The sequence below is a fragment of the Flavipsychrobacter sp. genome, assembly GCA_041392855.1.
In the GTDB taxonomy this organism is placed as follows: domain Bacteria; phylum Bacteroidota; class Bacteroidia; order Chitinophagales; family Chitinophagaceae; genus UBA5543.
Genome location: JAWKLD010000001.1, coordinates 1,271,159 through 1,295,407 on the forward strand (window position 1 = coordinate 1,271,159; position 24,249 = coordinate 1,295,407).

A 24,249-nucleotide genomic window follows, 5' to 3' on the forward strand; every position below is an offset into this window, starting at 1 on the left:
TTATTCGTCTCTTAATTCCTTGCCTGTCAGGTCTAAAAACACATCTTCTAAGTTAGCCTCTTTCACGCGCTTAGGGCGTTTAAAACCTGATGCTACTAGATTATCAATAAGATTGTCGGGAGTATCTAATTTTATAATTTTTCCTGCATCTACTATAGCTACTCTATCGCAAAGCTCTTCTGCCTCGTCCATGTAATGTGTCGTTACTACAACAGTAGCTCCACGCTCTCTTACCTTTTTTATCAACTCCCAAAGATTGCGACGAGCTTGCGGGTCTAGCCCCGTAGTGGGTTCATCCAAGAATATGATCTTAGGTTCGTTGATAAGGGTTGTTGCAATAGAGAATCTTTGCTTTTGTCCTCCTGAAAGTTGCTTGTACTTATTCTTAGCTTTCTCTCTTAAGTCTACTGTATCAAGCAATGCTAATGGGTCTACTTCTTTATTATACAACCCTGCAAACAATTCTATTATCTGTACCAAGTTAAGGTTAGGATAGTATCCTGCTGCTTGCAGCTGCACACCGATTATCTTTTTTATATCATTGGCATTGGCATCTAGATCTTTACCATCTACCGTAACCTTTCCGGAAGTTTTCTTTCGTAGGGTCTCAATAATTTCCAAAGTAGTTGTTTTGCCAGCTCCGTTAGGCCCTAGCAATCCAAATATTTCTCCTTTATATACATCAAAACTCAACCCGTTGACCGCTACAAAGTCATCGTATTTCTTAACTAGTTGCTCTACTTTTATTATTACTTCACTCATTATTGCTACAATAATTCCACAAGTTAGACATGCACTGTTACTTTTCCAGTGAAAAGCAGCATCTTTTTAGTTTACCTTGAAAATCAAAAGGGGTAGTTTTTTTCGTAATATTGGTGATCATCATTCCTTTTATATGTTCTTCGTCCAGCTTAAACCCTCTGTAGTTATTACTGAAATATATTTTACCCCCTATTGTCAGCACTCTTTTTAGTTCGTTGAGTAGCCACACATGGTCACGCTGTACATCAAATGTTCCTTCCATTCTTTTACTGTTAGAAAAGGTAGGTGGGTCACAAACAATAATATCATAAGAGTCTGACTCCAGATCGGTAATAAACTGTAACACATCAGCATGTATGTAATGATGCCTTTCCTCATCATACAGTTTATTATACTGCATATTTCTTTTCGCCCAGTTGATATAGGTTTTTGACATATCAACAGACGTAACCATCTCTGCTCCACCATCCTCTGCATAAACACTAAAAGAACCCGTATAACAGAAAAGATTTAGCACTCTAGCTCCTTTTGATTCTTCCCGTACCATATCGCGTGTGATACGATGGTCTAAGAACAAACCAGTATCTAGGTAATCGGTCATATTCAGTATAAAACTCAGCCCACCTTCTGTTACTATTCTTTCTATTTTCTCTTCACCAAACTTGCCGTATTGTCCTTGCTTCCCTTCTTTCTTCTGTCTGCGTTTTATAAAAATATGCTCTTCCGTAAGCTCCAGTACGTTCATTACCGCCTGCTTACTCGACTGTATCCATTGCTCATGCTCCTCTTCTTCCATACCATGCCTGCTCTTATACTCAGCCATGTAGATATCCTCTCCATACCGCTCTATAGCAAAGGGAAACTCTGTCAGGTCGTTATCATAAAATCGGAAACAACTAACATTTTGCCTACGCGCCAACTTACTAAAGTGCTTATGCACTTTACGTAGCCTGTTTTCAAACATCAATTGTTTTTCTTCTATATTCATCATTTATTCTTCACTACCACCCATTATAGGTGCTGCTAATAAACGTTTTATATTTTCCTGTAGCAAGGAGCTACTATTCATTTCCTCTACCGTTCTATAAGACATGTCTTGCATTTCAGCTTTCCCCATATTGAAGCCAAACTGATAGTCGATACCAAATAACACCTTTACTTCACCTTTATCTTCTCTATACCATAGGGAGTATATATGATCCCAATCCTGCACTTCATAGGTCAGTACATCACTTAACTCTAAATACTCTTTTGCCTCTAATGATAATAGGGTATATGCCTCCGTTAACTCCTTCCCTTTTAAAAATAATTCACTTGGCAAGAGTTGCCCTTCTTTTAAGTACTGATTAACCACACTTGCCTCTTTCTCCATCCTCAGTCCCTTCTCCGTATAATAGTATCTTTCCGCCCTATTGATACAGGTTCCTATTACATCAATGGTCAGTGTTTCGCAGTTGATGTAGCTATGCACTTTAGCACATTCCTGCAAAGCAACTTTTTCATCAGCACTAAACATTTTCATTTTTTGTTGTAGCACCTTATCATCCATATTTTCACGGAATGAAACAGCGCATTGCTTCATAACGGTATCTTTGGCAGCAGCCCACTTATAGCCAGGCATCGCTTTAGCCTTTTGCTCTACACAGTCGCAGATATAATTACTATACGCAAGTACATAATCTTGCTCATTATGCTTACACTCTAAAGAAGAGACCTGCTCCTTTAAAAATTTTACTGAAACATCTGCAGAAAGCTCTACCAAGAGATCTAACTCATTATAATCAGGATATTTTTTTCGGTATTGGTCTATAGCCCTAAATACATGTTCATTCTCTAATATAAATGTCTTACTGGAAGTTATAGGCATAGCTTCTGTAAAGCTCATATCAAACTCCCTTACCTTCTTATACACGTAAATATAGTCCTGATAAACACTATCGAAATACACTTGTGCTTTTAATGAAGTAATGAAGCAACTGAAAATACCAAGTAGTACTACAGAACGGAACAACATTCTAGATCGCATATTCATAAGAGTAAGCACTAAAGTAGTACACTTAATTCATATAGCTGGTACGTTTCTCTTCTGGCGGCTTATAATAGGCACCTCCCTTCTTTTTGTGTGGGAGACCAGTATTTCTTTTATTGTAAAAAATACTATCTGCTTTTGAATAGGGATAATCTTTGGCATGGATCATCACGTCTATTTGGTATTCCTCCTCTCTATTCATCCGCCCTGTTTCTGTATCATAAAAATACCACATACCATGTTTTACCGTGCCCATCTCACTAGCCACACCTACTAATTGTTGTTCACCTGTAATAGGGTCTTCAATCACGATCGAGTCATACTCCCGAGTAGGATTAAGTCCTCTATACATCCCCACACAAGATAGTCTGCCATTTTCATATAGTTTCACTTCTCCATCCAAGACGTCATTCCTATAATTTTCAATAGCTATAATATCCCCTTTCTTATCCAGCTTATACCAAACACCATATTTTACGCCCTCTATATACTTGCCAAATTCGGAGTAAGCAGGCTCTCCTAGCTTTTCCTTTTTGGTATGCACCCACATACCATGCCGCTTACCTGATCTAGAATACTTATTTATCGTAGACTCTTTGGGGGGACTGACCTTTTTCTGAGCATAGCTATTAGTAGCAATGGCTAGCAGAAATATAAGCAGTATGGAGAAAAATCTTATCATTTATACATTTATACAGAGAAAGAGGTACCACAGCCACAAGTATCACTTGCATTAGGGTTATTAAAAATAAAGCCTCTTGCATTAAGACCTGTCTGAAAATCCACCTCTATACCAAAAAGGTACATCTCGTGTGCCTTTTTCATTATTACCGGAATTCCTTCTATTTCATATAACTCGTCATCCTCCTCTTTATTATCAAAACCCAACACATAGGTTAAACCAGAGCATCCTCCACCTTTCACACCTACTCTAAGGATTTGTCCCTCTTCATAGTCAGGCTCGGCCATCAATCTATTTATCTCTTTCACTGCGCCTTCTGTTAACCTCAAAGGTGCTTTTATATTAGTTTCCATTTTTGCTAAATATTTGTGTAAAAATAACCTAACATTAAAGCGTAACCAAATAAGTATATCTTACGTTTAAATACCTGTTTTAAATATATAGAAAAAATGGTATAAATTATCTTAAAGAACATTTTTTACATTTGCTATCTGTTAATCAACATATCTTATGAGCGAGGTTATAGAAAATATTATTAAAGGTGCCGATAATGGCATGAAAAAAGGCATAGACCATCTAGAACAAGAACTTGGTAAAATTCGTGCCGGTAAAGCTACTCCTCAAATACTAGACGGGATCATGGTAGACTATTATGGTACTGCTACCCCGCTAAATCAAGTAGCCAATATCACTATACCGGATGCAAGGACATTGTCTTTACAACCATGGGAAAAAACAATGCTACAACCTATAGAGAAAGCTATCATTGCTTCAAATATTGGTTTAAATCCTCAAAATGATGGTGATTTCATACGTCTTTATTTACCACCACTTACGGAAGAAAGACGTAAAGAGCTTGTAAAACGTGTAAATGCAGAGGGAGAACAAGCTAAGATCAGTATCAGATCGGTACGTAGAGATAGTATTGAAAGCATCAAAAAAGAGCAAAAAGATGGCTTAAGTGAAGATGCCGCTAAAGAAGCTGAAGGACGTGTACAAGGATTAACAGATAAATACATCGCGATAATAGATGAACGTTGCAAAGAGAAAGACAAAGAAATAATGACCATATAATAAAAAAGCCCTGCTATGCAGGGCTTTTTTATTAGTTATAACGGTGGCAACTATTTAACACCACCCATCTTTAGTATAAGTTTATATTCAGCAGCTGTTACCTTACCTACTGACAGACGCATCAACCTTACTAAATCCATATTAGCCAATTTAGGTTCTGCTTTAATGTCTTTAAGCGTAACGGGTGTAGGCAATGCCATTACAGGTTTAATATCTACTGCTACCCACCTATCATCATCAGTAGTAGGGTCTTGATAAGCCGTTTTTACTACTTCTGCAATACCTACAATAGCTAACCCTTCATTACTATGATAGAAAAAGCAATGATCGCCCTTTTGCATTTCTTTGAGGTTGTTGCGAGCAGCATAATTACGCACCCCATCCCAAAAAGTCTTCTTATCCTTTACTAATTGCTCCCAGCTATATTTAAAGGGCTCCGACTTTACTAACCAGTAATTCATAGTATATTATTTTTCTCTTTGTAATAAATATTCAGCCAAACTACGCAATGGTGCTTTTCGCTCTTCTGCTACATTAATTGTAGCTAAATTATCAAATGCTAAATTTGAATACTTCAACATCTCATCTTTAGCAGCTTGCTTAGCATTGCAGCTATCGTATAGTGAAAGCATCTTTTCCACTTTATCATCACCAGTAGAGGCCAATAACTCTTCAATTTCTATTCGCTGTTCCGGGTTGGCATTCTCTATTGCTTTGAGCAACAAATAGGTTTTCTTATTTGCCTTTATATCCCCCCCTACTTGTTTGCCATTTTTCTCAGGATCACCATATGCGTCCAAATAGTCATCCTGTAGTTGGAAAGCTATGCCTAAATTTTTACCGAACTCATATACTTTTTGCGCTTCCTCTTCATTGGCACCAGAAATATATGCCCCCATCTTTAAACTACAGGCTAGCAATACAGATGTCTTAAGTGCTATCATGTTTAGATACTCCTCAATAGTAACATCAGACCGCTGTTCAAAATCCATATCCATCTGCTGACCATCGCACACTTCAGCAGCTGTTTGTGTAAAGAGTGGTAATACTTGTGCTAAGGCCTCTTTGATATACCCCAATTGCTCGTAAGCAAGGATGCATAATATATCTCCACTTAAGATACCCGCAGTCATTCCGTATTTATGGTGTATAGTCTCTTTCCCTCTCCTGAGCGGTGCTTCATCCATGATATCATCATGCACCAATGTAAAGTTGTGAAACAACTCTACTCCTATCGCGGCATGCCATGCTCCTTCTTTTATATCAGAGAATAGTTCGTTACCCATTAAGCATAAAACAGGACGCACCCGCTTGCCGCCTAAGCCTAATAAATACCTACAAGGCTCATATAAATTGTGTGGAGACTTTTGTAAGGACTCCACAGACAATAATCGTTCTTCAAAAAGTTTTACTAGCTCTTTAAAACCGTGCATACTTACTTTTTATTCCTAGTTTTCTTCTTCTTATTGCCTCCTTTATCAGAAGTTGTCTTTTTAGTCGTTGTCTGTTGTGGTGCCTCAAGGATAGTAAAATCAATTTGTCTTTTTTCCAGATTAGTAGCTACCACTTGAATTTTAACCTTATCTCCCATCCCAAAACGCAACCCCGTATGACGACCTACTAAAGCATATTCCTGCTCTATCAATTCAAATTCATCAAACTCAAAAAGGTCTGATATAGACACCATTCCTTCGCATTTATGCTCCACTGTTTCTGCCCAAAAACCAAAGCTGGCCACACCACTTATCACAGCATCAAACTCGCCACCAATATAGTCTTGCATGTATTCTACTTGCTTATACTTATTAGCTGTTCTTTCTGCCTCCATCGCTCTACGCTCTTGTTCAGAACAATGTCTACACTGTGCTTCTAAATGCTTTATCGGTTTTATTTTGTCTAGCAAGCACTCCTCGAGTATCCTATGCACTAACACATCGGGGTATCTTCTAATAGGAGAAGTAAAGTGACAATAATCCTTAAACCCTAAGCCATAGTGCCCTATATTATCGGTAGTATAAACCGCCTTAGACATGGTGCGTATACCCAATGTTTGCAATACATGCTGCTCTGGTGTACCATCTACCAATCGTAGCATTTCGTTGAAAGACGATGCTATGTTCTCCGGAGTGTTCACCAAAAATTTATGTCCAAAACCTGCAGCAAAGGTCATAAAGACTTTAAGTTTCTCTTCATCCGGCACATCGTGTACACGATAAGGGAAAGGAATGGGCTTTCCTTTTACCTCTAATTCCGAAACAAATTCTGCTACGGTCCTATTAGCCAATAGCATAAACTCTTCAACCAATTGATGCGCTTGCTTACTTTCTTTTACTATTACTTCAATCGGTTTACTACTCTCGTCTAGTTTAAACCTTACTTCTTGCGAAGAAAAGTTGATAGCTCCTTCAGAAAACCTTTCCGCTCTTAAATTCTGTGCTATTTCATTTAAAAGAAGAATCTCCTCTTGATGATCGCCTGCTGCGCCTTCTATGATCTCTTGTGCTTCTTCATAGGTAAAACGTCGCTTAGATCTTATAACGGTCTTCCCTAGCCAGTATTCTTTGACCTCACCTTTTTTATTGATCTTGAATACCGCAGAAAATGCATATTTATCCTCATTAGGTCTTAAAGAGCAAAGTTCATTAGATAAGCGCTCAGGAAGCATTGGCAATACCCTATCGGGCAAGTAAACACTTGTAGCTCTTTTATAAGCCTCTTTATCTAATGCAGAATCTTTTGTTACATAATGGCTTACATCGGCAATATGTACCCCCACCTCATAATAGCCCCCTTTTGCTGGCTTTACGGATATAGCATCATCAAAATCCTTTGCATCTACAGGATCTATAGTAAATGTCAACTCTTCTCTTATATCCACTCTATTCTCTAGCTCATTATCATCAACACCTTCAGGAAAACGAGCTGCCTCTTCTATAACGTCATCAGGAAATTTAAGTGGAAAACCATTCTCTACCAATATCCCCTGCATGGTGATCTCATTGGCCGATTGGTTGGACAAAACAGATACTATCTCCCCAACAGGATTCTTGGTCTTACCCGTCCACTCTACAATTCTTCCTATTGCTCTATCACCATGTTTAGCACCATTCAGTAAATGTAGTGGGATAAATATATCAACAGGAACCTTGTCACTATCTGGTACTAAGAATGCAAAATGAGGATGTACCTCTACCCTGCCACTAAACTCTTCCTGCTTTCGTCTTACTACATCTTTAATTGTGCCCTCCAAACGAGCGCCAAACTTTTTAGCCCTTGTCACTACTTCAACCTTCACTTCATCACCATTCAGCGCATTTCTGATATGCTCTCGCTTTATCAGTATATCCTTATCCAGGCCTTCAACGATGACATACCCCAAACCAGAGCGTGTGATCTCTAACCTACCGGTATACACTTTAGTACCTGAACTATTACTATTCTTTTTCCTTTTCTTAACCTTCCTCGCCATATAACATATTGCTTTCGTTAATAGTATTTGCTACATAATTTAATATAAAGCTATCAAATTCAGGCCCTTTTTGAAATAGGAAGGATACTGCAATAGGTATTATTACAATACTAATACCCCATTCTTTCAATGTATCTATATGTAGTGCGAGTCTTGCTGCATCTTTTTCTGTTGTTACTATTACTTTATCTTTTACGTCCCAAGTATCAAAAGCCTCTTTTATCTCCTCCATATCTCTTTTTAAGAAATAATGATGGTCATTGTAGGTCAAGGTATGTACCTCCTTCGCTTTTTGCTTTATGTATGCAACAAAAGGGTCGGGCTTTGCAATACAACATACCAATACTACATTTTTATTGGTAAGGTTTATTTGCTGATGACTCAATAGGTCATAAGGTGTGTGGTAGTCTACTGTAGAAAAATATACACGTTGATCGCCTATAGGATTGATCTTACCCTTCATTTCTTCTGCTTCTTCCAAGCTTAAATTGGGCGGGCATTTAGACACTACGATCACATCTGCTCTTTTATAAGCCTTAGGGCTTTCTCTAAGTGTACCCATTGGCAATATCATATCCTTATAAAAAGGTTTGGAATAGTCTGTAATTAGCATATTTACTCCTGCCTTTACCGACCTATGCTGAAATGCATCATCAAGAAGAATGGCCTCTACGTCGGGTCTTTTCTGTAATAGTTTGGGTATACCCACCATTCGCTCTTCTGCCACACTTACTACAAGGTCTGGATATTTCATTTTGTACTGCATTGGCTCATCGCCTATATGCAAGGCATTAGAGGTTTCATCTGCCAATAGAAACCCTTGCGTACGCCTCTTGTATCCCCTACTCATTGTAGCAACACGATATTGGTATTGCAATAGCCTTATCAAATATTCAACATGTGGTGTTTTTCCCGTACCTCCTACAGACAGATTGCCCACAGTTATTACAGGCACATCAAACTCTATTGAGGAATAAAAACCTGTATCATATAGTCGGTTTCGCAACCATACTACAGCACCATATACCAATGATAATGGATAGAGCAACACCCTGACCACAGCAAATGAATAGTATAAAAAGTTCTTTTGACTCATATTAATCCTACTTCTTCTAATCTATATTCTAATATTTTCTCCCGCACAGTAAACGGCTTCACCTTATCTAACCCAAGATAATCAATACCTTTTTGAAGTATAACTTCTTTATCATCCCCCTGCTTCCATCCTCCCGCTTCAAGCAAGCAGGCTTCGGGCATTAGACCTATTAATTCACTACCAACAAGCTCCACCCCTACTTCCGATGCTAGCTCTTTACTAGCATTCCAAACTTTAAGAGGAGAAGTGACTCTATAATCTAACAGATTCATGGATACCTGTGCGCATTCAAAGTCCGACATATACCAGCCAATGGCACGCAGTTTCTTTAACCTACCTGCTGCTCTTTCTTTAGTGTCGGGGTTTATATATCCACTTTCTCTTATTCGGGAAGCTATGTACTGTGCTTTTCGCTCGTCTTTGGTATTGAGCGATATATTGAATGCTACCAGTATATCTCTAGCTCCTATTACCGTAGCTCCTGTTTGTTCATTGAATAACTGAGGTCCGTAATCCGGTTGCCATGTTGCCTCTTTCATTTTCTTTGCAAACCCATCATACTGCCCTTTTCTAATAGTAGGCAGTGCTTTTCTATATGCTTCTCGCGCCGAATATTCGTATAAGTATATCGGGATATTTAACTCCGCTCCTACTTTTTCACCAAGCTGACGAGAAAGGGCAATTGTTTCTTCTATAGATATACCCTTAAGCGGTATTAGTGGGCAAACGTCTGTAGCACCTATACGTGGATGTACGCCTTCCTGCCTGCGCATGTCTATCAACTCAGCCGCCTTCTCTATTGCATTGTATGCAGATGTGATGACCTCATTGGGAGTACCCGCAAAGGTAATAACTGTTCTATTAGCAGAAGGGCTCCTGTCTACATGCAAAACAAATGTCCCTTCAACATTATCAATAGAAGAGACTATCTGCTCAATTACCTCAACATCCCTGCCTTCACTAAAATTAGCAACACATTCCAGTAGCTGTTCTGGTGTATTCATCATGTAAAACTACGGGAAATAAAGTATGGGTACATTATAAAATATCCGACCAGTCATTACTCAGCTTTTGTTTCATTTCAGCGTCTGTCAGGTCAAACTTAACAGGAACAACAGAGGCATAGCCGTCAGCCAAAGCCTGCACATCTGTATCCTCACCTTTATCCAGATTTACAAACTTACCCGTCATCCAGTAGTAGTCCTTTCCTCTTGGGTCTTTCCGTTGCTCAAACTCTTCTTCCCATTTCGCATACGCCTGTCGGCACATTTTCAACCCTTTAAACTCCTCTTGGCCAACCTTAGGTATGTTTACATTAAACAATGTGTGCTTAGGTAAGTCAGAAGACAGCATTTTACGGGTAATCGTATTCGCTACAGTTCCAGCTATAGAAAAATCGGCCTCATAGCTATAATCTAACAAAGAGAAACCTACAGAAGGTACACCTTCAATAGCAGCCTCCATAGCAGCACTCATAGTACCTGAATAAATGATATTGATAGAATGGTTAGCACCATGATTAATACCGCTAACACAGATATCTGGCTTGCGGTGTAAAATGATATCTCTTGCCAATTTTACACAATCAACAGGAGTACCGCTACATTCATAAGCTTCTATAGCGCCAAAAACATCTGACTTATGTAATCTTAATGGTTCCCCAATGGTTATAGCATGCCCCATGCCCGACTGAGGGCTATCAGGAGCTACCACTACTACCTTACCTAAAGACTTTACAGCATCTACCAAGGCTTTAATTCCAGGAGAAGTAATACCATCATCATTTGTCACTAATATAATCGGTTGTTCATTTGCCATATGCAAATCTACCAATCACTACGGAGTATTTTCAACCTACCTATTATATAATAGCTAAGAATCCAAACAAGGGACATGATCAAATATGGAGTTGCATTAAACTCACCACCCATACCAGCCATATCCTTTACTGCTTTCATTAGCGGGAACGGCAGTAATTCATCGCTTGCTTGTAGCGGTAAATAATTTCCTATTTCTGTATCATACCCCCAGTTGACTATACCTTTTATCATTGACTCTAGCACTAGTGTATAAAGTATGAACATACCGATTGCAATACCACTTCTCTTAAACAAGAATGCTATCAATAAGGCGAAAGAATAATAATTGAGTGCCAGCAACACCAAATATCCTAACTGCTTTATTTCTCCAGGGAAATCGCTGATACTTCCTTTTGTAGCACCAAAATAAACACCAACAATAAATACATACAAGCCAGTAAAGAAGGTAAATAACAATACCATGAACCATTTTGCATGGAAAAAGTCCAACTTACTCAACCCATCTATTACATTTTGCCTACTTGTACGAAAGGAGTACTCATTGGTAGTAATAATTATGGTAAGGATAGAAATAAAAATGACGAATATACTTGCCCAAAAGCCTAGATTAGCCCATACATGCTCGAATGTATATGCTTGATCTAAAATATTAATATCATTTTTACCTCCAAACTTTAGGAAACCATCAGTAATACCAAGATTCCATAACGGAAGCAGAACGATAAAGAAACCTATTAAGATCCAAAAGGTTCTATACTTCTTTACTTTGAGCCACTCTATAGATAATAACTTTATCATTGTTTTTCTTTAGTCAGTTCCATAAATTTTGTTTCCAAGCTTTTTTGCTTCATGTTCAAACGCGATAATATCACCCCATGCTCCATACAATATTCATTGATGTTTTGGGGAGTAATATTTTCATCAAACCCGAGCAGCAAATAGCCATTCATTCGCTTCATGCTATGCACACCATTTAGTGTGCTTACAACCTTTTCAAGTAGATCCAAATCTTGGGCACCTACTTCTATTTGATCCTCATTCACCAACACCTCATCCACTTTACCACTTAGCAGTAGGTCTCCCTTCTTTAGTATAGCAACATGTGTACATACTTTTTCTACTTCATCGAGCAAGTGGCTTGCCATGATAATGGTCTTTCCCTTTTTATTCAATTCTGTGATCAGATCTCTTATCTCCGCTATACCAGCAGGGTCTAAACCATTTGTCGGTTCATCAAAAACTAAGATATCAGGATCTCCTAGCAATGCTGCACCAATTGCCAATCGTTGCTTCATACCTAATGAGAAAGTTTGGAATTTGCTATTCCTGCGTTCATACAATCCCACCTGTTTTAGCACACGCTCCCTATCGTCATACCCTCGCCCTTTTATAGAGGCTGATATTTTTAAGTTATCCCAAGCAGTCATGTAGTGATAAAAGTTGGGGGTTTCTAAGAGAGAACCAATACTCTTTCTTGCAGCATTGTTATTCATGCCTCCTATCCAACTATAAGTGCCGGCATGAGCATTGAGTACATTTAGCAATATGCCCAACAGTGTTGTTTTTCCGCTACCATTAGGCCCTAGCACACCAAATACAGAACCTTTAGGCACCTCAAAAGACACGTTTTTTAATGCCTGTATCGGTCCGTATCTTTTTGATATTCCATTAATGGATAATATTGTTTCCAAATTATATTCGTTTAATCTAAAAATAAATCCTTTTGTAAAGGGCTACCAGGCTTTACAGCATATTGTTCCAAATCAGTTATGCCTGCAGCTTTCAGAACGTCCTCATCCAACAGTGTTTGCCCTGTATATTCGCTTGCTGGTTGCTGTAGTATGTAATGCACTGCATCTGCAACTATCTCAGGCTTTCTACTTCTATTCATCAACATATCTCCACCTAGTAGATTCTGTACAGCTGCTGTAGCAATAGTGGTGACAGGCCATATCGCATTAGACGCTATAGCCGCTTTTTTATATTCTAATGCCCATCCCAAAGCCATCATACTCATATTATACTTACTCATTGTATATGCTACAGATGGCAACAGCCACTTAGGGTTCATATTTAACGGAGGGGATAATGTGAGTATATGGGCATTATCAGACTTCTTTAAATGAGGTATACAATGCTTTGTTACCAAATAAGTTCCTCTAACGTTAATATCATGCATTAGGTCAAAACGTTTTGATGGCGTATCGTCAGTTGAGCTTAACGATATAGCTGAAGCATTATTCACTACTGCATCTATACCACCAAATTTTGACACTGCCTGCTCAATAGCTTTTACTATTTGCTCTTCATCTCTTATATCACATTGCAATGCCAGTGCATTTCCTCCTACCGATTCCACTTCTTCTGCCACGCTATGTATCGTACCTCCCAGCCTATTATCTTCCTTCACTGATTTTGCTACTATTACAATATTAGCGCCATCCTTAGCTAAGCGCAAAGCTATTGCCCTGCCAATACCTCTACTAGCACCAGTAATAAAAACGGTTTTGCCTTTGTAGTACATATCTCTATATCGTTTAAATATGATTAAAAGTTACAGCTATTATCCATAAATTTATCCCGCCCTTGAAATAGTGACTATTTTTAACAAAAATGCCGTGAATACTGTAACCATTGTTACAGTAGAAAATAGTGTAATTCAATAAATTACAACTATTAGTTAACCACTTAATTACACCGTTATGAGCACATTAAAAAGAATATCATTTTTAGCTCTAGCTCTTGTGTTTGCCACCGTTTACTCTTGCCGAAAAGATGACAACCCAACACCTCAAGACCTAGGGAAAGGAAGCATGAAACTACAGTTTGAATATGTATGGGCTGCCAATGAAGCTCCTTTTCAACTTGAAAAAGAATATGTACATCCTAAGACAGGAGATACTATGACCTTTACAACACTTAAGTTCTATGTATCGAATATAAAACTTCAAAGAGCTGACGGCAGCTGGTGGGCACAACCAGACAGTTACCACCTCATTTGTAATAGCTGTACTGATGCAGCTGACAAATACATTATGGTAATTGACATACCTAATGGTAATTATGTAGCCATGGAATACACTATGGGAGTAGATAGCCTTATGAATGTATCGGGAGCACACACAGGTGCCTTATCATTTTCAAACGGCATGTTCTGGGATTGGAACACTGGCTACATCATGATGAAAGCAGAGGGCAAGTCTCCTAACTCGCCTAATGGCAACTATCAACTACATTTTGGAGGTTTTAAAGGCGACTATAACGTTGTTACTACTAAAACAGCCGATATGTCTAACAGTAAACTGACTGTAAGCAGTGGCCAAACCAAAACAGTAACACTAAAAGCTAACCCTGCAAAACTTTGGCACTCTTCTGAAGGTTTAAGCAAAGTATACATCATACATTCAGAAAGTGCAGTAGCCAAACAAATGGCAACAGACTTTTACAATGGCATCTATCTAAAAAGTGTAGAGTAATCGTTTTACAAACAATAATTAAAAGCCCGATAGTATATAACTATCGGGCTTTTATATTTTATGCTAATAAAATTTACGGTGCTTTAAAAAGCGTATCGTTGATCATTGTGTAATCTGTAAAGGTCTTTAAGAAAGCTATTAATTGTTGCTTTTCTATTTCTGCTAGCTTTAAGCCACTTTCCTTACCCGGCTTTGTCATAATAGGATCTACATTACTTACTAAATGTACTTGATGATCATAAAAATTAACCACTTCTTCCAATGTTTTGAAGCGACCATCGTGCATATAATCAGTTCTCAAAGCTACATTTCTCAGATTAGGTGTTCTAAACTTACCTAGGTCTTTAGGGTCACCTGTTACATTATAATAACCTTTGTCTATTTCTTTGGTGTACACACTATCCAGCCCATTATTATGAAGCATATTATCCGTCAAAACAGATGCTACATGACAATGAAAACAATCTGCTCTTTCTGTAAAAAATAGGTTACGCCCAGCCTCTTCCTCAGCAGTCAATGCCTCAAACCCTCTCAAATATCTATCATACTTAGTATCTGAAGAAACCAAAGCTCTCATATACTGTGCTAATGCCTTAGCTACATCCTGCTTGGTTATTTCGCTAATGCCATAATACATACTAAACTTCTTGCGGTAATCTTCTACAGCACGTATTTTGTTTATATCTGTATTAAACCTATTGTTTAACTCCGACATCATAACATCTTCAAGAGTACCTACGATACGACCACTCCACATGAAGTTCTCATACCACGCCAAATTCACCAGAGGCAATGAAGTCAAACCTTTATCAAAAGTAGAAACCCCGTCTACAGAAAAACCATACTCTGGTTTGTGACAGGTATGACAAGATTCATTATTGTTAGACAGGCGAGTATCGAAGAAGAGTTCTTTTCCTAACAACACTCTTTCCAGATACATAACGTTGTCGTCAGGTATCTTAGGAATATCATAACCCAAATTAACCGGGATCTTAAAAGGCGTCATCTCTACCAAACCCAGCAAACCATTACCTGGATCGGGATCAGGGTCTTTATCTTTATTACAAGACAAATACACCATAACTAATAGAAAGAAAGCAATAGAAGCTACTCTCTTATTTAATGCTTTGAACATAGTAGTACTTTTATGTAATTACATGCTTGCACATACGTCGTATATGTACATAGTCTTACATAGTAACTTAAAAATAATCCTTTAAAAGTTGAGTAACAAAAGTTACAGAAAAAAGTGCTGACAGTGTGTTAAAGTTGCCACTCTACTATTTGATTCTCCCACTCTTTTCTATGTGGTGTCTGTACTTTTATGTAGTTATCCGTATATCCTTCCATCATGCCATTTTTATTAGCATGCTCAAATAATACAGTACGCTTTTGCCCATTGTGCTGGGCTGTGAAATATTGCATTTTCTGATAGGAGAGATTTCTTAATGCTTTATTACGTTCCTGTCTAACATTTTTAGGCACTACACCCTCCATCTCATCTGCCAGTGTGTTAGCACGCTCTGAATAGGTGAACACATGGAAATAAGAAACCTCTAGCTCGTGTAAGAAGTCAAATGTTTCTTTAAAGTCCTCGTCTGTCTCTGAAGGAAAGCCAACTATAACGTCCACACCTATGCAGCAATCAGGCATTAACTCTTTTATTCTTTTCACCCTATCTACATACAGATCTCTTCTATACCTACGCCTCATTAATCCCAAGATCTTATCACTACCACTCTGCAATGGTATATGGAAGTGAGGCATAAATTTTTGAGAGCTCGCAACAAATTCAATGATCTCATTGGTGAGCAGATTGGGCTCTATGGAAGATATCCTATATCTATCAATGCCTTCAATTTTATCCAGCTCTTGTATCAGGTCGTAAAAATTCTCTTCCTTTCTTTTCCCTCCTTCGTTTCCTTTTCCAAAGTCTCCTAAGTTAATACCTGTTAGAACGATCTCTTTTGTACCTGTACTCGCCAGCTCTTTTACATTATCTACAACGCCTTGTATACTATCGCTACGACTATGACCACGGGCAAGAGGTATTGTACAGAAACTACAGTTATAATCGCACCCATCTTGTACTTTAAGAAAAGTACGTGTTCTATCACTTATGGAATATGAACTATTAAACCCTTCAACATCATCTATATCGCAAGAACATATTTTGGCACTATCACCCTTCGTTAATTCCTTTAGGTGTTGTGGCAGATTGAACTTTTCAGCTGCACCCAAAACCAGATCTACCCCCTCTATTGATGCTATTTCCTCAGGCTTTAGCTGTGCATAGCACCCTGTTATCACTACAGTAGCATCAGGAGCTTTTCTTTGTATACGTCTTACTATCTGCCTGCATTCTTTATCTGCATTGTCTGTTACTGAGCAAGTATTTATCACATAAACATCTGCTATGTCAGAGAAGTCTTTCTTCAAAAAGCCTTCATTCTCCAACTGTCTACTTAAAGTTGAAGTTTCTGAATAGTTCAGCTTACACCCAAGTGTATGAAATGCAACAGACTGTGTTTTCTGCATAAGTGCGCAAAATTAATGCATTTAGCAATACTTTCTTGTTAGAAACTACTAATAAGTGTACTTTTATATGTCAAAAAACCATTAAATGAAAAAAATCTTACTAATATCATTCATCACAACTTCTGTATTTTTTGCTAGCTGTGATAAGCTAAAAGAACTAACCAGCTTCTCTCAAGACTTTGATTATAAGGAATTTATTGATGTGCCGGGGCTACCTAGCCAACAAACACAACTACCTCAAGGCGGCGCATCAGAATCTCTACCAAGATTTGGTATTGCTACCAACTCTAAAGAGCATATTGAAAAATATAAAACCGCTACTAACCTGATAACAGACGTGCTGCTTTCAAAGTTGAATATGACTATTACCAACCCTTTGAATAGCAATTTCAACTATGTAGATACGATACAACTATATGTATCGTCAAGCGCAAGTGGTACAAACGAACAACTTATAGCTTATAAAAACAATATTGCAAAAGGTATTCAAAAAGTAGATCTGGATGTTACGAACATCAATTTGAAAGAGTATTTCATTCTAGATTCTATGTACTATCGTGTATACGCGCACTTTGTTGAAATACCTGCTAAAGAAACAAGAGTTGAATTGAATACTACGTTGACAATGAAGGCTAGCCTATTACAGTAGTAAGTACATAAGTCTTAATAATAACAGAAAAGGTACTCTATAGAGTACCTTTTCTGTTTGCAATAACTATAACTATAAATTAAAACCTGTAACCTATCTTAAAACCAAACTGAGCTATTGGCTCATCTAAGTCATATGGTTCAAAACTGTAGGTATAGCTACTTCCACCATAGTCCTCATAAAAAATAAAACCTAAGGCTAGTTCCAACCCGAGATATAGGCGTTTTGTTGGACTTATATTTAATGAGTTATTGATGACAGCGCCTGCTGAGAAATAATCTCTCCTACTGTAATTATATGTAATAGTTCCATTAGCCCCGTACAGCGGTTGTAAATTATCTGCATTATTACCGTAATTCAAAGCAACAGCGGGCCCTATTCCATATCTCACTTTACCTTTAGCACCAGTAGGATATATTTTTATACCGGGCATAACAAAGTAAGAATAAGAATCTGGATTACCTTGTACTATTGTATTTCCATTATTATAGTAATTACCATATTCTGATCTTATAGTAGCAGAAACAGGCATATAGAATGAAATGATACTTTCTTTACCTAGCAGCCTCTCATAACTTAAACCAAGACCTACTCCTCCATTGTTTACTAGCATAGGAAAGAAGGCAAGTATATTATTCCCATATTTTGAGTTATCTACCTTAGGGCTATGCCTTACTCTACTTCTTTCGTCAAAAAACTCATTAGTACCGTTTTCGAATTCTATTCTCTCAAGAGCAGATTTTGCTATCGTGTACCTAGGCCCATCTTCATTATCTATTCTTTTGTAAGAAACGGTTTTTACACCCACTTCTAACACTTTGGCTTCTATAACAGAGCCATCTCTTTTAAAAATTTTGTCTTGAGCAAATGCAGCAGAAGAAAGCATCAGTAAGATGCTGGCAAATAAGGTTGTCTTTAAATACATAAGGTTCTTTTATTGTTGTTTAGCATATTTTATGCCAAAAACCTGCTACTTACATTAATTGTAAGTAAATGTACCGTGCTCGCTTTTAATAACTACTTCTTTTTGTTCTGCCTCTTCAACGTATCCTGATATCTGGGCATCTATATTAAACCCTTTTGATATTTCAATGATACTTTCAGCAGTTTCTCTGTCCGTAAATATCTCTAAGCGCTGCCCCATGTTAAACACCTGGTACATCTCCTTCCAATCTGTTCCTGCAGATTCTTGGATCATCCTAAACAACGGAGGAATAGGTAATAAATTGTCTTTGACAACTCTTAAAGCTTTTGGAAGGTAATGTAGACATTTACTTTGCCCACCACCACTACAGTGTATTATACCATGTATCTTATCAAAATGCTCAGCAAGAACTTTTAGTATTACAGGTGCATAAGTACGTGTTGGTGACAATATCATCTTACCAACATCAAGAGTGGTCTCTGTAGAGTCCGTAAGCTTGTAATTACCGTTATAAACTACCTCATCAGGCAAATTAGGATCTACACTTTCAGGATATTTTGTAGCATACTCTTTATGTAGCATTTCATGTCTTGCACTGGTCAGTCCGTTGCTACCCATTCCACTATTATACTCATCTTCATAAGTAGCCTGCCCGTAGCTGGCCAAGGATACTAACACATCACCAGCTTGCATTTTTTCAGTGGTCACCAGCTTATCCCTACGCATACGGCAAGCCATAGTCCCGTCTACTATCACAGTTCTTACCACATCACCTACATCTGCAGTTTCACCACCTAAAAACTTAATGTCTATATCATAGTCACGAAGCCTGTCAAAATATGCTTGTGTACCATTGATCAATGCTGATATAACCTCACCCGGAATAAGATGCTTATTTCTACCTATTGTTGAAGAATAGGTAAAGGGACCTGTTGCCCCTACACAAAGCATGTCATCAATATTCATCACTATTGAGTCAATAGCAATACCCTGCCATACACTCATATCACCCGTCTCTTTCCAGTACATATAGGCTAATATCGATTTTGTACCGGCCCCATCAGCATGCATCAAATTGCAAAAAGCGTCATCTCCACCCCAAAAATCAGGATATATTTTACAAAACGCATTGGGGAACAGCCCCTTATCTAACTTTGCTACAGCTTTATGTACATCTTCCTTTTGAGCGGAAACACCTCTTTGGTTGTATCTATTATTATCAGACATAGTAATTGTATAGAGCGCAAAGGTAAAAAGTAAAAAGGAATATCCCCTACCTCCTTAAAGGCTTTACCCTTAGCCCCATTTCAGAGTCTTTTATTAATTCTCCAAGCCTTTTCTGTCTTGTTTCCTCCCTTTTAGCGCTTATAACCCACCAAGTAGCCGTTTTTTGATAATATGGTGCTTGAGACTGGAAAAACGTCCATGCCTTTTTATTCTTTTTCAATAAAGACTCAAATTCTTTAGGGAGCTTTATATCTTCTTTCTTTTGTTCAAAAGAGTAGCCATTCATTTTATTATCCGACCTATTCTTGTATATGGCAAGACCTGTAGGTTGCATACGCTTCTCCTTTATCAACTGCTCTACTTTGGCAAGGTTTACTGCACTCCATATACTTTTAGGTCTACGCGGCGTGAACCTGATAGTATAACTCTCTTCATCATGCTTTCGTCTGATACCATCTATCCACCCATAGCATAGCGCTTCGTCTACAGAGTCAGACCATGTCATACTCGGTTTGCCCGTGGCTACTTTATAGTACCCTACTATGAGTTCTTCTTTTTTATCATGATTTTGTGCGAGCCATTTCCCAAAGTCGGAAGGCTTTTTAAAAAACTTAGGCTTCATAATTATCTACAACCAACTAATTTCCAGTTAATCAAGTCTATATTTATACTAAATATACCCTCTATGCAATTAAAACACCTGACAATAGCCCTACTTTTAACAATTGCATGTATAACCCCTCAAAAATCTAGCGCTGCAGGAGCCGCAGGTGGTGAGATCATTTACGAGTGGCTAGGAGATTCTACCTATAGATTCTTTTTTGCACTAGACCAAGCCTGTGGTAATGGTGCCGAGCCGACAACAATACCTCTATGCTTTTATAACACTTGTACCAATAGCCGTTTTACACGTACTATGACTAAATATACAGGTACGCCACCAAGCACAGCATCTACTAATAGATGCCCTAACGTTACCACCAACTGTAATAGTATCACCTCAACAATACAAGGTTATAAAACCTTTTGGTATGCTACAATAGAAACACTTCCAATACGTTGCCAATGGAAGATATCTACACTTGTTGCAGGTAGAAACCCAGCAACTAATAACATAGATACTCCAACGAACACAGGGCTTTATATTGAATTGTATTTCAACAATACAATAGCGCTCAACAACTCTTCACCTTACTACAGCAAAAGGTCTTTACAAGCTGTTTATAGGAACAGAAATTTCACCATAAACTATGAAGCAAAAGATGCTGATGGAGACTCCATTGTAACAGAAATTATACACCCACTAACTAGCACAAGTTCATGTAGTACACCTACAAATGTGACTTATACAATTGATACACCTGCAATTAACATACCTAACAACCCTTTTCAAACAGGGTCTAATAATTTCTCATTAAACCCTTTTACGGGCCTTCACTCCTTTACTTCAACTGATACAGGAGGGAATAGTTATGCGATACGCACTAGTGAATACAGAAATGGGGTACTTATAGGCTCCATAATGAAAGAGGCTCAAATACAAACTTTTCAACCGCCATCTAACTTTCAACAACCTGTACTAAAGTATAAATGTGGCCAAACTAGACCCAACCTAGTATCAAATGGGACAAATGCATGTATTGGACAACAATTGTCTTTTTGTTTCGACTTGGTGACGAGCACACTAGGTTCTGTATTTAGGCTAACAGATAATCATAATACTACACTACCTAATGCAAACATTACCTATACGAGGCAAAATAGCGACTCTGTTCATGTTGAATTTAGTTGGACACCTACAACATCTGATGTTGGATATCAATTTTTTATTTTTACGGTGATTGATTCTAGCTGCTCTTCCCCTGGAATTATTTCAACATACGGACATGTTATCCCTTTTTATGTATGGCCTGCTGTGAAAGCTAGTTCTGATACTATTATTAACGCTGGCGAAAGAGCACTTTTAGGCGTAACAGGTGGAGGAAACTATACTTGGGCGGTATTATCTGGCACAGCCAATAGCTTAAACAACACCAATATTGCTAACCCTATAGCTACACCTACCACCACTACATCATATGTTGTATCATCAGGTGTATCCAATTTTTGCAATAATAGCAAAGACACCGTTACAGTTACTGTGCGCCCACCACATATTGGTACGGCAGGTGGAGAAATGATTTACGAACACTTGGCAGATTCTACTTATCGTTTCTTTGTAAAACTATACCAAGACTGCACTAGTGGCTCTGCTCCAGACAGCATTCCTATTTGCCTGAGAGATACTTGCAACAACATTACGCTCTCCTACCTAATGCCTCAATGGCAAGGTAGCACGGGAGGCAATACACCTCACTCTGGAGGCAACCTAAGCTGTGGTACAAAAACAACCTGCGATAGTATGGGCGCTACGGTACCAGGCTATAAGGTTCATTGGTACTACAAAATCGTAACGCTACCTTCAAAATGTAACTCTTGGAGGGCCTCTACCTATTTGGCAGGGAGAAATGCAAACAGCAAAAACATACTCTCGCCAACAGTTACTCCATTTTATTTAGAAGCTACATTCAACAATAATATTTCTAACAATAATTCTTCTCCTTACTACAGTGTAGGCTCTATACCTTATACCTTTACTAATACCACGACTACCTACAATGCAGGTGCAATAGATGTAGATGGAGACTCTTTGGTAACAGAAATAATACATCCGCTAACTGGTGTAACCAATTGTAGCGATACTCCTGTAGCTGTAACCTATCAAAGCATGTCACCTGCAATAAGCATACCATCCAATCCATTCCAAACAGGTACAACCAATTTTGCATTAAACCCAACTACAGGCCTAACAAGCTTTACCTCTACTACAGCAGGAAGAAACACCTATGCTATACGAACCTATGAATATAGAAATGGGGTTTTAATAGGCTCTGTGATGAAAGAGATACAAGTACAATCTTTTACTGGACAAGCACCTGCACCTAATAATTTCACGGTAGGTTGTGGCATCACTATGCCTACAGCAAACAATCCTCTTGACCTGTGTATTGGACAATCCATTTCCTTTTGTTTCAGTATTTACACAACAGATACCAATACGCTCTTAACAATATCAGACAACCTATCTACAGCTGCACCAGGAGCAACAATTACTTACTCAGGGCAAGGCAGCCATCTTATAAATGGCACCTTTAGCTGGACACCAACAGCAGAATCAGGAGGCATCAGTAATCTTGTGTTTACTATTGTAGATTCTACTTGCCGCCCTCCGGGTCTTTTGCGTTACGATGCTAAACTTCTACCTATAAGAGTGTGGCCAAAAACAAATGCAGGGCCCGACCTATTGGTTTGTCCTAACGAATCTGTAAAGCTCAATGCAACAGGAGGCGGGCTATATAATTGGACGGTATTATCAGGAACACCAAACAGCTTGAGTAATACCAGCATAGCTACCCCTATAGCCAGTCCTCTTGTGACTACAACCTATGCTGTTGTATCAAACCTAAATAGCTTCTGTGCCAACAATAAAGACACTGTAACTGTAGACATAAGACCATCATCAATGGTAACAAGACCTAGTATCAATATTAGTGTTGCTCCGGACAGTAATATATCACAAGGTACTGCTGTTACATTTACAGCTACTACAACCAATTGTAACAACCCATCTTACCAATGGACAAGCATGGGTATTGATATAACAGGCGCCACCAACAGTAGCTTTACGAGTAATACCATTTTTGACTACGAGTCTATAACCTGCTTATTACACTGTGACGATACTTGCTCTGCACCTCGTGACACTTTTAGCAATGCTATAACTATCCGTATACCAACAGCTATTGGTAGTATTAGCAAATTAGAGGACAAGAATATCATCCTGTTCCCTAACCCTAACAAGGGTACATTTAGGATAAAGCTGAACAAAGAGCTTGACCATAAGAAACCACTACAACTCCAGGTTATCAATACTGTTGGTCAATTGATACACACGCAGCCTGTAACCGTAAATAGCGGTGGGCTAACTGAGGAAATTTTCATAGAAAAACTACCTAAGGGCGTCTACTTACTAAAGCTATCCAATAGTGTGAGCACTTATAAAACAAGCTTCTTAGTAACAGACTAAGCTACTTTTTGAAGCAACTCATTGATAAACTCCTGCAGGTTGGGCTTTGGCACCATGCCTGATACTTGCTGTATCACCTTACCCTTGTGCATAAACACCAATGTAGGTATACTCTGTACCCTAAACTGTGCTGATATTTGAGGGTTTTCATCCACATTTACCTTACCTATCATTATTGGGTTGTCTTTATTCTCTTCTGCCAATTCATCAACAATAGGCCCTATAACCCTACAAGGTCCACACCAAGGTGCCCAAAAGTCAAGAAATACTATCTTATCACTATTCATTACTTCCTCTTGAAAGTTGCTACCATCTATCATTTTCGCCTTCAACTTCGGCGCTTTCTTCTTAAAAAACATATATAATCTTTCTTTTC

Annotated in this window: 24 protein-coding genes; 4 read left to right on the forward strand and 20 right to left on the reverse strand. The window is 38.3% G+C overall.

Translation table 11 applies throughout. From position 1 onward, the window contains the following. The 5 genes from R2800_06000 to R2800_06020 are packed head-to-tail and all read right to left on the reverse strand — an operon-like array spanning position 1 to position 3,826. Positions 1-762 carry an ABC transporter ATP-binding protein gene (locus R2800_06000; GenBank protein ID MEZ5016587.1) on the reverse strand — a complete coding sequence of 254 codons (762 nt, stop codon included), beginning with the start codon at positions 760-762 and terminating at the stop codon, positions 1-3. Positions 763-799: 37 nt separating this feature from the next. Further along, positions 800-1,753: a class I SAM-dependent methyltransferase gene (locus R2800_06005; protein ID MEZ5016588.1), complete on the reverse strand. Its 954-nt coding sequence runs from the start codon at positions 1,751-1,753 to the stop codon at positions 800-802. Next, on the reverse strand, positions 1,754-2,788 hold the full coding sequence (locus R2800_06010; protein ID MEZ5016589.1) for a hypothetical protein: 1,035 nt from the start codon (positions 2,786-2,788) through the stop codon (positions 1,754-1,756). 31 nt (positions 2,789-2,819) lie between these two features. Continuing rightward, positions 2,820-3,473, reverse strand: coding sequence for a hypothetical protein (locus tag R2800_06015; GenBank protein ID MEZ5016590.1), 654 nt, complete (start codon positions 3,471-3,473; stop codon positions 2,820-2,822). An 8-nt stretch (positions 3,474-3,481) separates the two neighbouring features. Next, positions 3,482-3,826 carry an iron-sulfur cluster assembly accessory protein gene (locus tag R2800_06020; protein ID MEZ5016591.1) on the reverse strand — a complete coding sequence of 115 codons (345 nt, stop codon included), beginning with the start codon at positions 3,824-3,826 and terminating at the stop codon, positions 3,482-3,484. 157 nt (positions 3,827-3,983) lie between these two features. Between R2800_06020 and frr the strand changes: the two genes are divergently transcribed. Continuing rightward, positions 3,984-4,547: a ribosome recycling factor gene (frr, locus tag R2800_06025; GenBank protein MEZ5016592.1), complete on the forward strand. Its 564-nt coding sequence runs from the start codon at positions 3,984-3,986 to the stop codon at positions 4,545-4,547. A 50-nt stretch (positions 4,548-4,597) separates the two neighbouring features. Here the strand turns inward: frr and R2800_06030 are convergent, their stop codons facing one another. The 9 genes from R2800_06030 to R2800_06070 are packed head-to-tail and all read right to left on the reverse strand — an operon-like array spanning position 4,598 to position 13,456. Further along, positions 4,598-5,008, reverse strand: a complete 411-nt coding sequence (locus R2800_06030; GenBank protein MEZ5016593.1) for an EVE domain-containing protein — start codon at positions 5,006-5,008, stop codon at positions 4,598-4,600. A 6-nt stretch (positions 5,009-5,014) separates the two neighbouring features. Then, on the reverse strand, positions 5,015-5,980 hold the full coding sequence (locus tag R2800_06035; protein MEZ5016594.1) for a polyprenyl synthetase family protein: 966 nt from the start codon (positions 5,978-5,980) through the stop codon (positions 5,015-5,017). A gap of 2 nt (positions 5,981-5,982) precedes the next feature. Next, a complete protein-coding gene (rnr, locus tag R2800_06040) occupies positions 5,983-8,016 on the reverse strand; it encodes a ribonuclease R (GenBank protein ID MEZ5016595.1) in 2,034 nt (677 codons plus the stop codon). Continuing rightward, on the reverse strand, positions 8,000-9,112 hold the full coding sequence (gene lpxK / locus R2800_06045) for a tetraacyldisaccharide 4'-kinase (protein MEZ5016596.1): 1,113 nt from the start codon (positions 9,110-9,112) through the stop codon (positions 8,000-8,002). The genes rnr and lpxK overlap by 17 nt, the downstream gene beginning before the upstream one ends. Next, positions 9,109-10,119 (reverse strand): glutamate formimidoyltransferase, encoded by a 1,011-nt coding sequence (gene ftcD, locus R2800_06050; GenBank protein ID MEZ5016597.1) that lies wholly within the window; start codon positions 10,117-10,119, stop codon positions 9,109-9,111. Before ftcD ends, lpxK begins: the two co-directional genes overlap by 4 nt. A 31-nt stretch (positions 10,120-10,150) precedes the next feature. Further along, the gene (gene surE, locus R2800_06055; GenBank protein ID MEZ5016598.1) at positions 10,151-10,930 is read right to left on the reverse strand and encodes a 5'/3'-nucleotidase SurE; all 780 of its coding nucleotides are present in this window, start codon (positions 10,928-10,930) and stop codon (positions 10,151-10,153) included. Between the two features lie 8 nt (positions 10,931-10,938). After that, positions 10,939-11,730: an ABC transporter permease gene (locus tag R2800_06060; GenBank protein ID MEZ5016599.1), complete on the reverse strand. Its 792-nt coding sequence runs from the start codon at positions 11,728-11,730 to the stop codon at positions 10,939-10,941. Then, entirely contained in the window at positions 11,727-12,623 is an 897-nt protein-coding gene (locus R2800_06065) for an ABC transporter ATP-binding protein (GenBank protein MEZ5016600.1), read from the reverse strand. The genes R2800_06060 and R2800_06065 overlap by 4 nt, the downstream gene beginning before the upstream one ends. Positions 12,624-12,634: 11 nt before the next feature. Beyond that, positions 12,635-13,456, reverse strand: coding sequence for an NAD(P)-dependent oxidoreductase (locus R2800_06070; GenBank protein MEZ5016601.1), 822 nt, complete (start codon positions 13,454-13,456; stop codon positions 12,635-12,637). A gap of 178 nt (positions 13,457-13,634) precedes the next feature. Here R2800_06070 and R2800_06075 point away from each other — a divergent pair, with 178 nt between their 5' ends. Then, complete coding sequence (locus tag R2800_06075; GenBank protein MEZ5016602.1) at positions 13,635-14,408, forward strand: MbnP family protein; 774 nt, start codon at positions 13,635-13,637, stop codon at positions 14,406-14,408. 73 nt (positions 14,409-14,481) lie between these two features. On the opposite strand, the gene R2800_06080 is transcribed toward R2800_06075, so the two are convergent. After that, the gene (locus R2800_06080) at positions 14,482-15,543 is read right to left on the reverse strand and encodes a cytochrome c peroxidase (protein MEZ5016603.1); all 1,062 of its coding nucleotides are present in this window, start codon (positions 15,541-15,543) and stop codon (positions 14,482-14,484) included. 128 nt (positions 15,544-15,671) lie between these two features. Then, positions 15,672-16,946: a tRNA (N(6)-L-threonylcarbamoyladenosine(37)-C(2))-methylthiotransferase MtaB gene (mtaB, locus tag R2800_06085; GenBank protein MEZ5016604.1), complete on the reverse strand. Its 1,275-nt coding sequence runs from the start codon at positions 16,944-16,946 to the stop codon at positions 15,672-15,674. Positions 16,947-17,031: 85 nt separating this feature from the next. On the opposite strand from mtaB, the gene R2800_06090 reads away from it, so the two are divergent. After that, entirely contained in the window at positions 17,032-17,595 is a 564-nt protein-coding gene (locus tag R2800_06090; GenBank protein MEZ5016605.1) for a hypothetical protein, read from the forward strand. A gap of 79 nt (positions 17,596-17,674) precedes the next feature. Here the strand turns inward: R2800_06090 and R2800_06095 are convergent, their stop codons facing one another. Genes R2800_06095 through R2800_06105 form a run of 3 tightly spaced genes read right to left on the reverse strand, consistent with a single transcriptional unit; the run spans position 17,675 to position 20,369 of the window. After that, positions 17,675-18,520 carry a hypothetical protein gene (locus tag R2800_06095; GenBank protein ID MEZ5016606.1) on the reverse strand — a complete coding sequence of 282 codons (846 nt, stop codon included), beginning with the start codon at positions 18,518-18,520 and terminating at the stop codon, positions 17,675-17,677. 54 nt (positions 18,521-18,574) lie between these two features. Then, positions 18,575-19,747, reverse strand: coding sequence for an AIR synthase-related protein (locus R2800_06100; GenBank protein MEZ5016607.1), 1,173 nt, complete (start codon positions 19,745-19,747; stop codon positions 18,575-18,577). Positions 19,748-19,793: 46 nt separating this feature from the next. Continuing rightward, a complete protein-coding gene (locus tag R2800_06105) occupies positions 19,794-20,369 on the reverse strand; it encodes a YdeI/OmpD-associated family protein (protein ID MEZ5016608.1) in 576 nt (191 codons plus the stop codon). Between the two features lie 63 nt (positions 20,370-20,432). Between R2800_06105 and R2800_06110 the strand changes: the two genes are divergently transcribed. Further along, complete coding sequence (locus R2800_06110) at positions 20,433-23,873, forward strand: T9SS type A sorting domain-containing protein (GenBank protein ID MEZ5016609.1); 3,441 nt, start codon at positions 20,433-20,435, stop codon at positions 23,871-23,873. Here the strand turns inward: R2800_06110 and trxA are convergent. Then, positions 23,870-24,232: a thioredoxin gene (trxA, locus tag R2800_06115; protein MEZ5016610.1), complete on the reverse strand. Its 363-nt coding sequence runs from the start codon at positions 24,230-24,232 to the stop codon at positions 23,870-23,872. The two genes, R2800_06110 and trxA, sit on opposite strands and share 4 nt — an antisense overlap. Positions 24,233-24,249 lie beyond the last annotated feature (17 nt).

What these genes read in the sequence shown, in the direction of transcription:
- R2800_06000 (MEZ5016587.1), bottom strand. Translation starts at nt 762, where the DNA reads ATGAGTGAAGTAATAATAAAAGTAGAGCAACTAGTTAAGAAATACGAT.
- R2800_06005 (MEZ5016588.1), bottom strand. Translation starts at nt 1,753, where the DNA reads ATGATGAATATAGAAGAAAAACAATTGATGTTTGAAAACAGGCTACGT.
- R2800_06010 (MEZ5016589.1), bottom strand. Translation starts at nt 2,788, where the DNA reads ATGCGATCTAGAATGTTGTTCCGTTCTGTAGTACTACTTGGTATTTTC.
- R2800_06015 (MEZ5016590.1), bottom strand. Translation starts at nt 3,473, where the DNA reads ATGATAAGATTTTTCTCCATACTGCTTATATTTCTGCTAGCCATTGCT.
- R2800_06020 (MEZ5016591.1), bottom strand. Translation starts at nt 3,826, where the DNA reads ATGGAAACTAATATAAAAGCACCTTTGAGGTTAACAGAAGGCGCAGTG.
- frr (MEZ5016592.1), top strand. Translation starts at nt 3,984, where the DNA reads ATGAGCGAGGTTATAGAAAATATTATTAAAGGTGCCGATAATGGCATG.
- R2800_06030 (MEZ5016593.1), bottom strand. Translation starts at nt 5,008, where the DNA reads ATGAATTACTGGTTAGTAAAGTCGGAGCCCTTTAAATATAGCTGGGAG.
- R2800_06035 (MEZ5016594.1), bottom strand. Translation starts at nt 5,980, where the DNA reads ATGCACGGTTTTAAAGAGCTAGTAAAACTTTTTGAAGAACGATTATTG.
- rnr (MEZ5016595.1), bottom strand. Translation starts at nt 8,016, where the DNA reads ATGGCGAGGAAGGTTAAGAAAAGGAAAAAGAATAGTAATAGTTCAGGT.
- lpxK (MEZ5016596.1), bottom strand. Translation starts at nt 9,112, where the DNA reads ATGAGTCAAAAGAACTTTTTATACTATTCATTTGCTGTGGTCAGGGTG.
- ftcD (MEZ5016597.1), bottom strand. Translation starts at nt 10,119, where the DNA reads ATGATGAATACACCAGAACAGCTACTGGAATGTGTTGCTAATTTTAGT.
- surE (MEZ5016598.1), bottom strand. Translation starts at nt 10,930, where the DNA reads ATGGCAAATGAACAACCGATTATATTAGTGACAAATGATGATGGTATT.
- R2800_06060 (MEZ5016599.1), bottom strand. Translation starts at nt 11,730, where the DNA reads ATGATAAAGTTATTATCTATAGAGTGGCTCAAAGTAAAGAAGTATAGA.
- R2800_06070 (MEZ5016601.1), bottom strand. Translation starts at nt 13,456, where the DNA reads ATGTACTACAAAGGCAAAACCGTTTTTATTACTGGTGCTAGTAGAGGT.
- R2800_06075 (MEZ5016602.1), top strand. Translation starts at nt 13,635, where the DNA reads ATGAGCACATTAAAAAGAATATCATTTTTAGCTCTAGCTCTTGTGTTT.
- R2800_06080 (MEZ5016603.1), bottom strand. Translation starts at nt 15,543, where the DNA reads ATGTTCAAAGCATTAAATAAGAGAGTAGCTTCTATTGCTTTCTTTCTA.
- mtaB (MEZ5016604.1), bottom strand. Translation starts at nt 16,946, where the DNA reads ATGCAGAAAACACAGTCTGTTGCATTTCATACACTTGGGTGTAAGCTG.
- R2800_06090 (MEZ5016605.1), top strand. Translation starts at nt 17,032, where the DNA reads ATGAAAAAAATCTTACTAATATCATTCATCACAACTTCTGTATTTTTT.
- R2800_06095 (MEZ5016606.1), bottom strand. Translation starts at nt 18,520, where the DNA reads ATGTATTTAAAGACAACCTTATTTGCCAGCATCTTACTGATGCTTTCT.
- R2800_06100 (MEZ5016607.1), bottom strand. Translation starts at nt 19,747, where the DNA reads ATGTCTGATAATAATAGATACAACCAAAGAGGTGTTTCCGCTCAAAAG.
- R2800_06105 (MEZ5016608.1), bottom strand. Translation starts at nt 20,369, where the DNA reads ATGAAGCCTAAGTTTTTTAAAAAGCCTTCCGACTTTGGGAAATGGCTC.
- R2800_06110 (MEZ5016609.1), top strand. Translation starts at nt 20,433, where the DNA reads ATGCAATTAAAACACCTGACAATAGCCCTACTTTTAACAATTGCATGT.
- trxA (MEZ5016610.1), bottom strand. Translation starts at nt 24,232, where the DNA reads ATGTTTTTTAAGAAGAAAGCGCCGAAGTTGAAGGCGAAAATGATAGAT.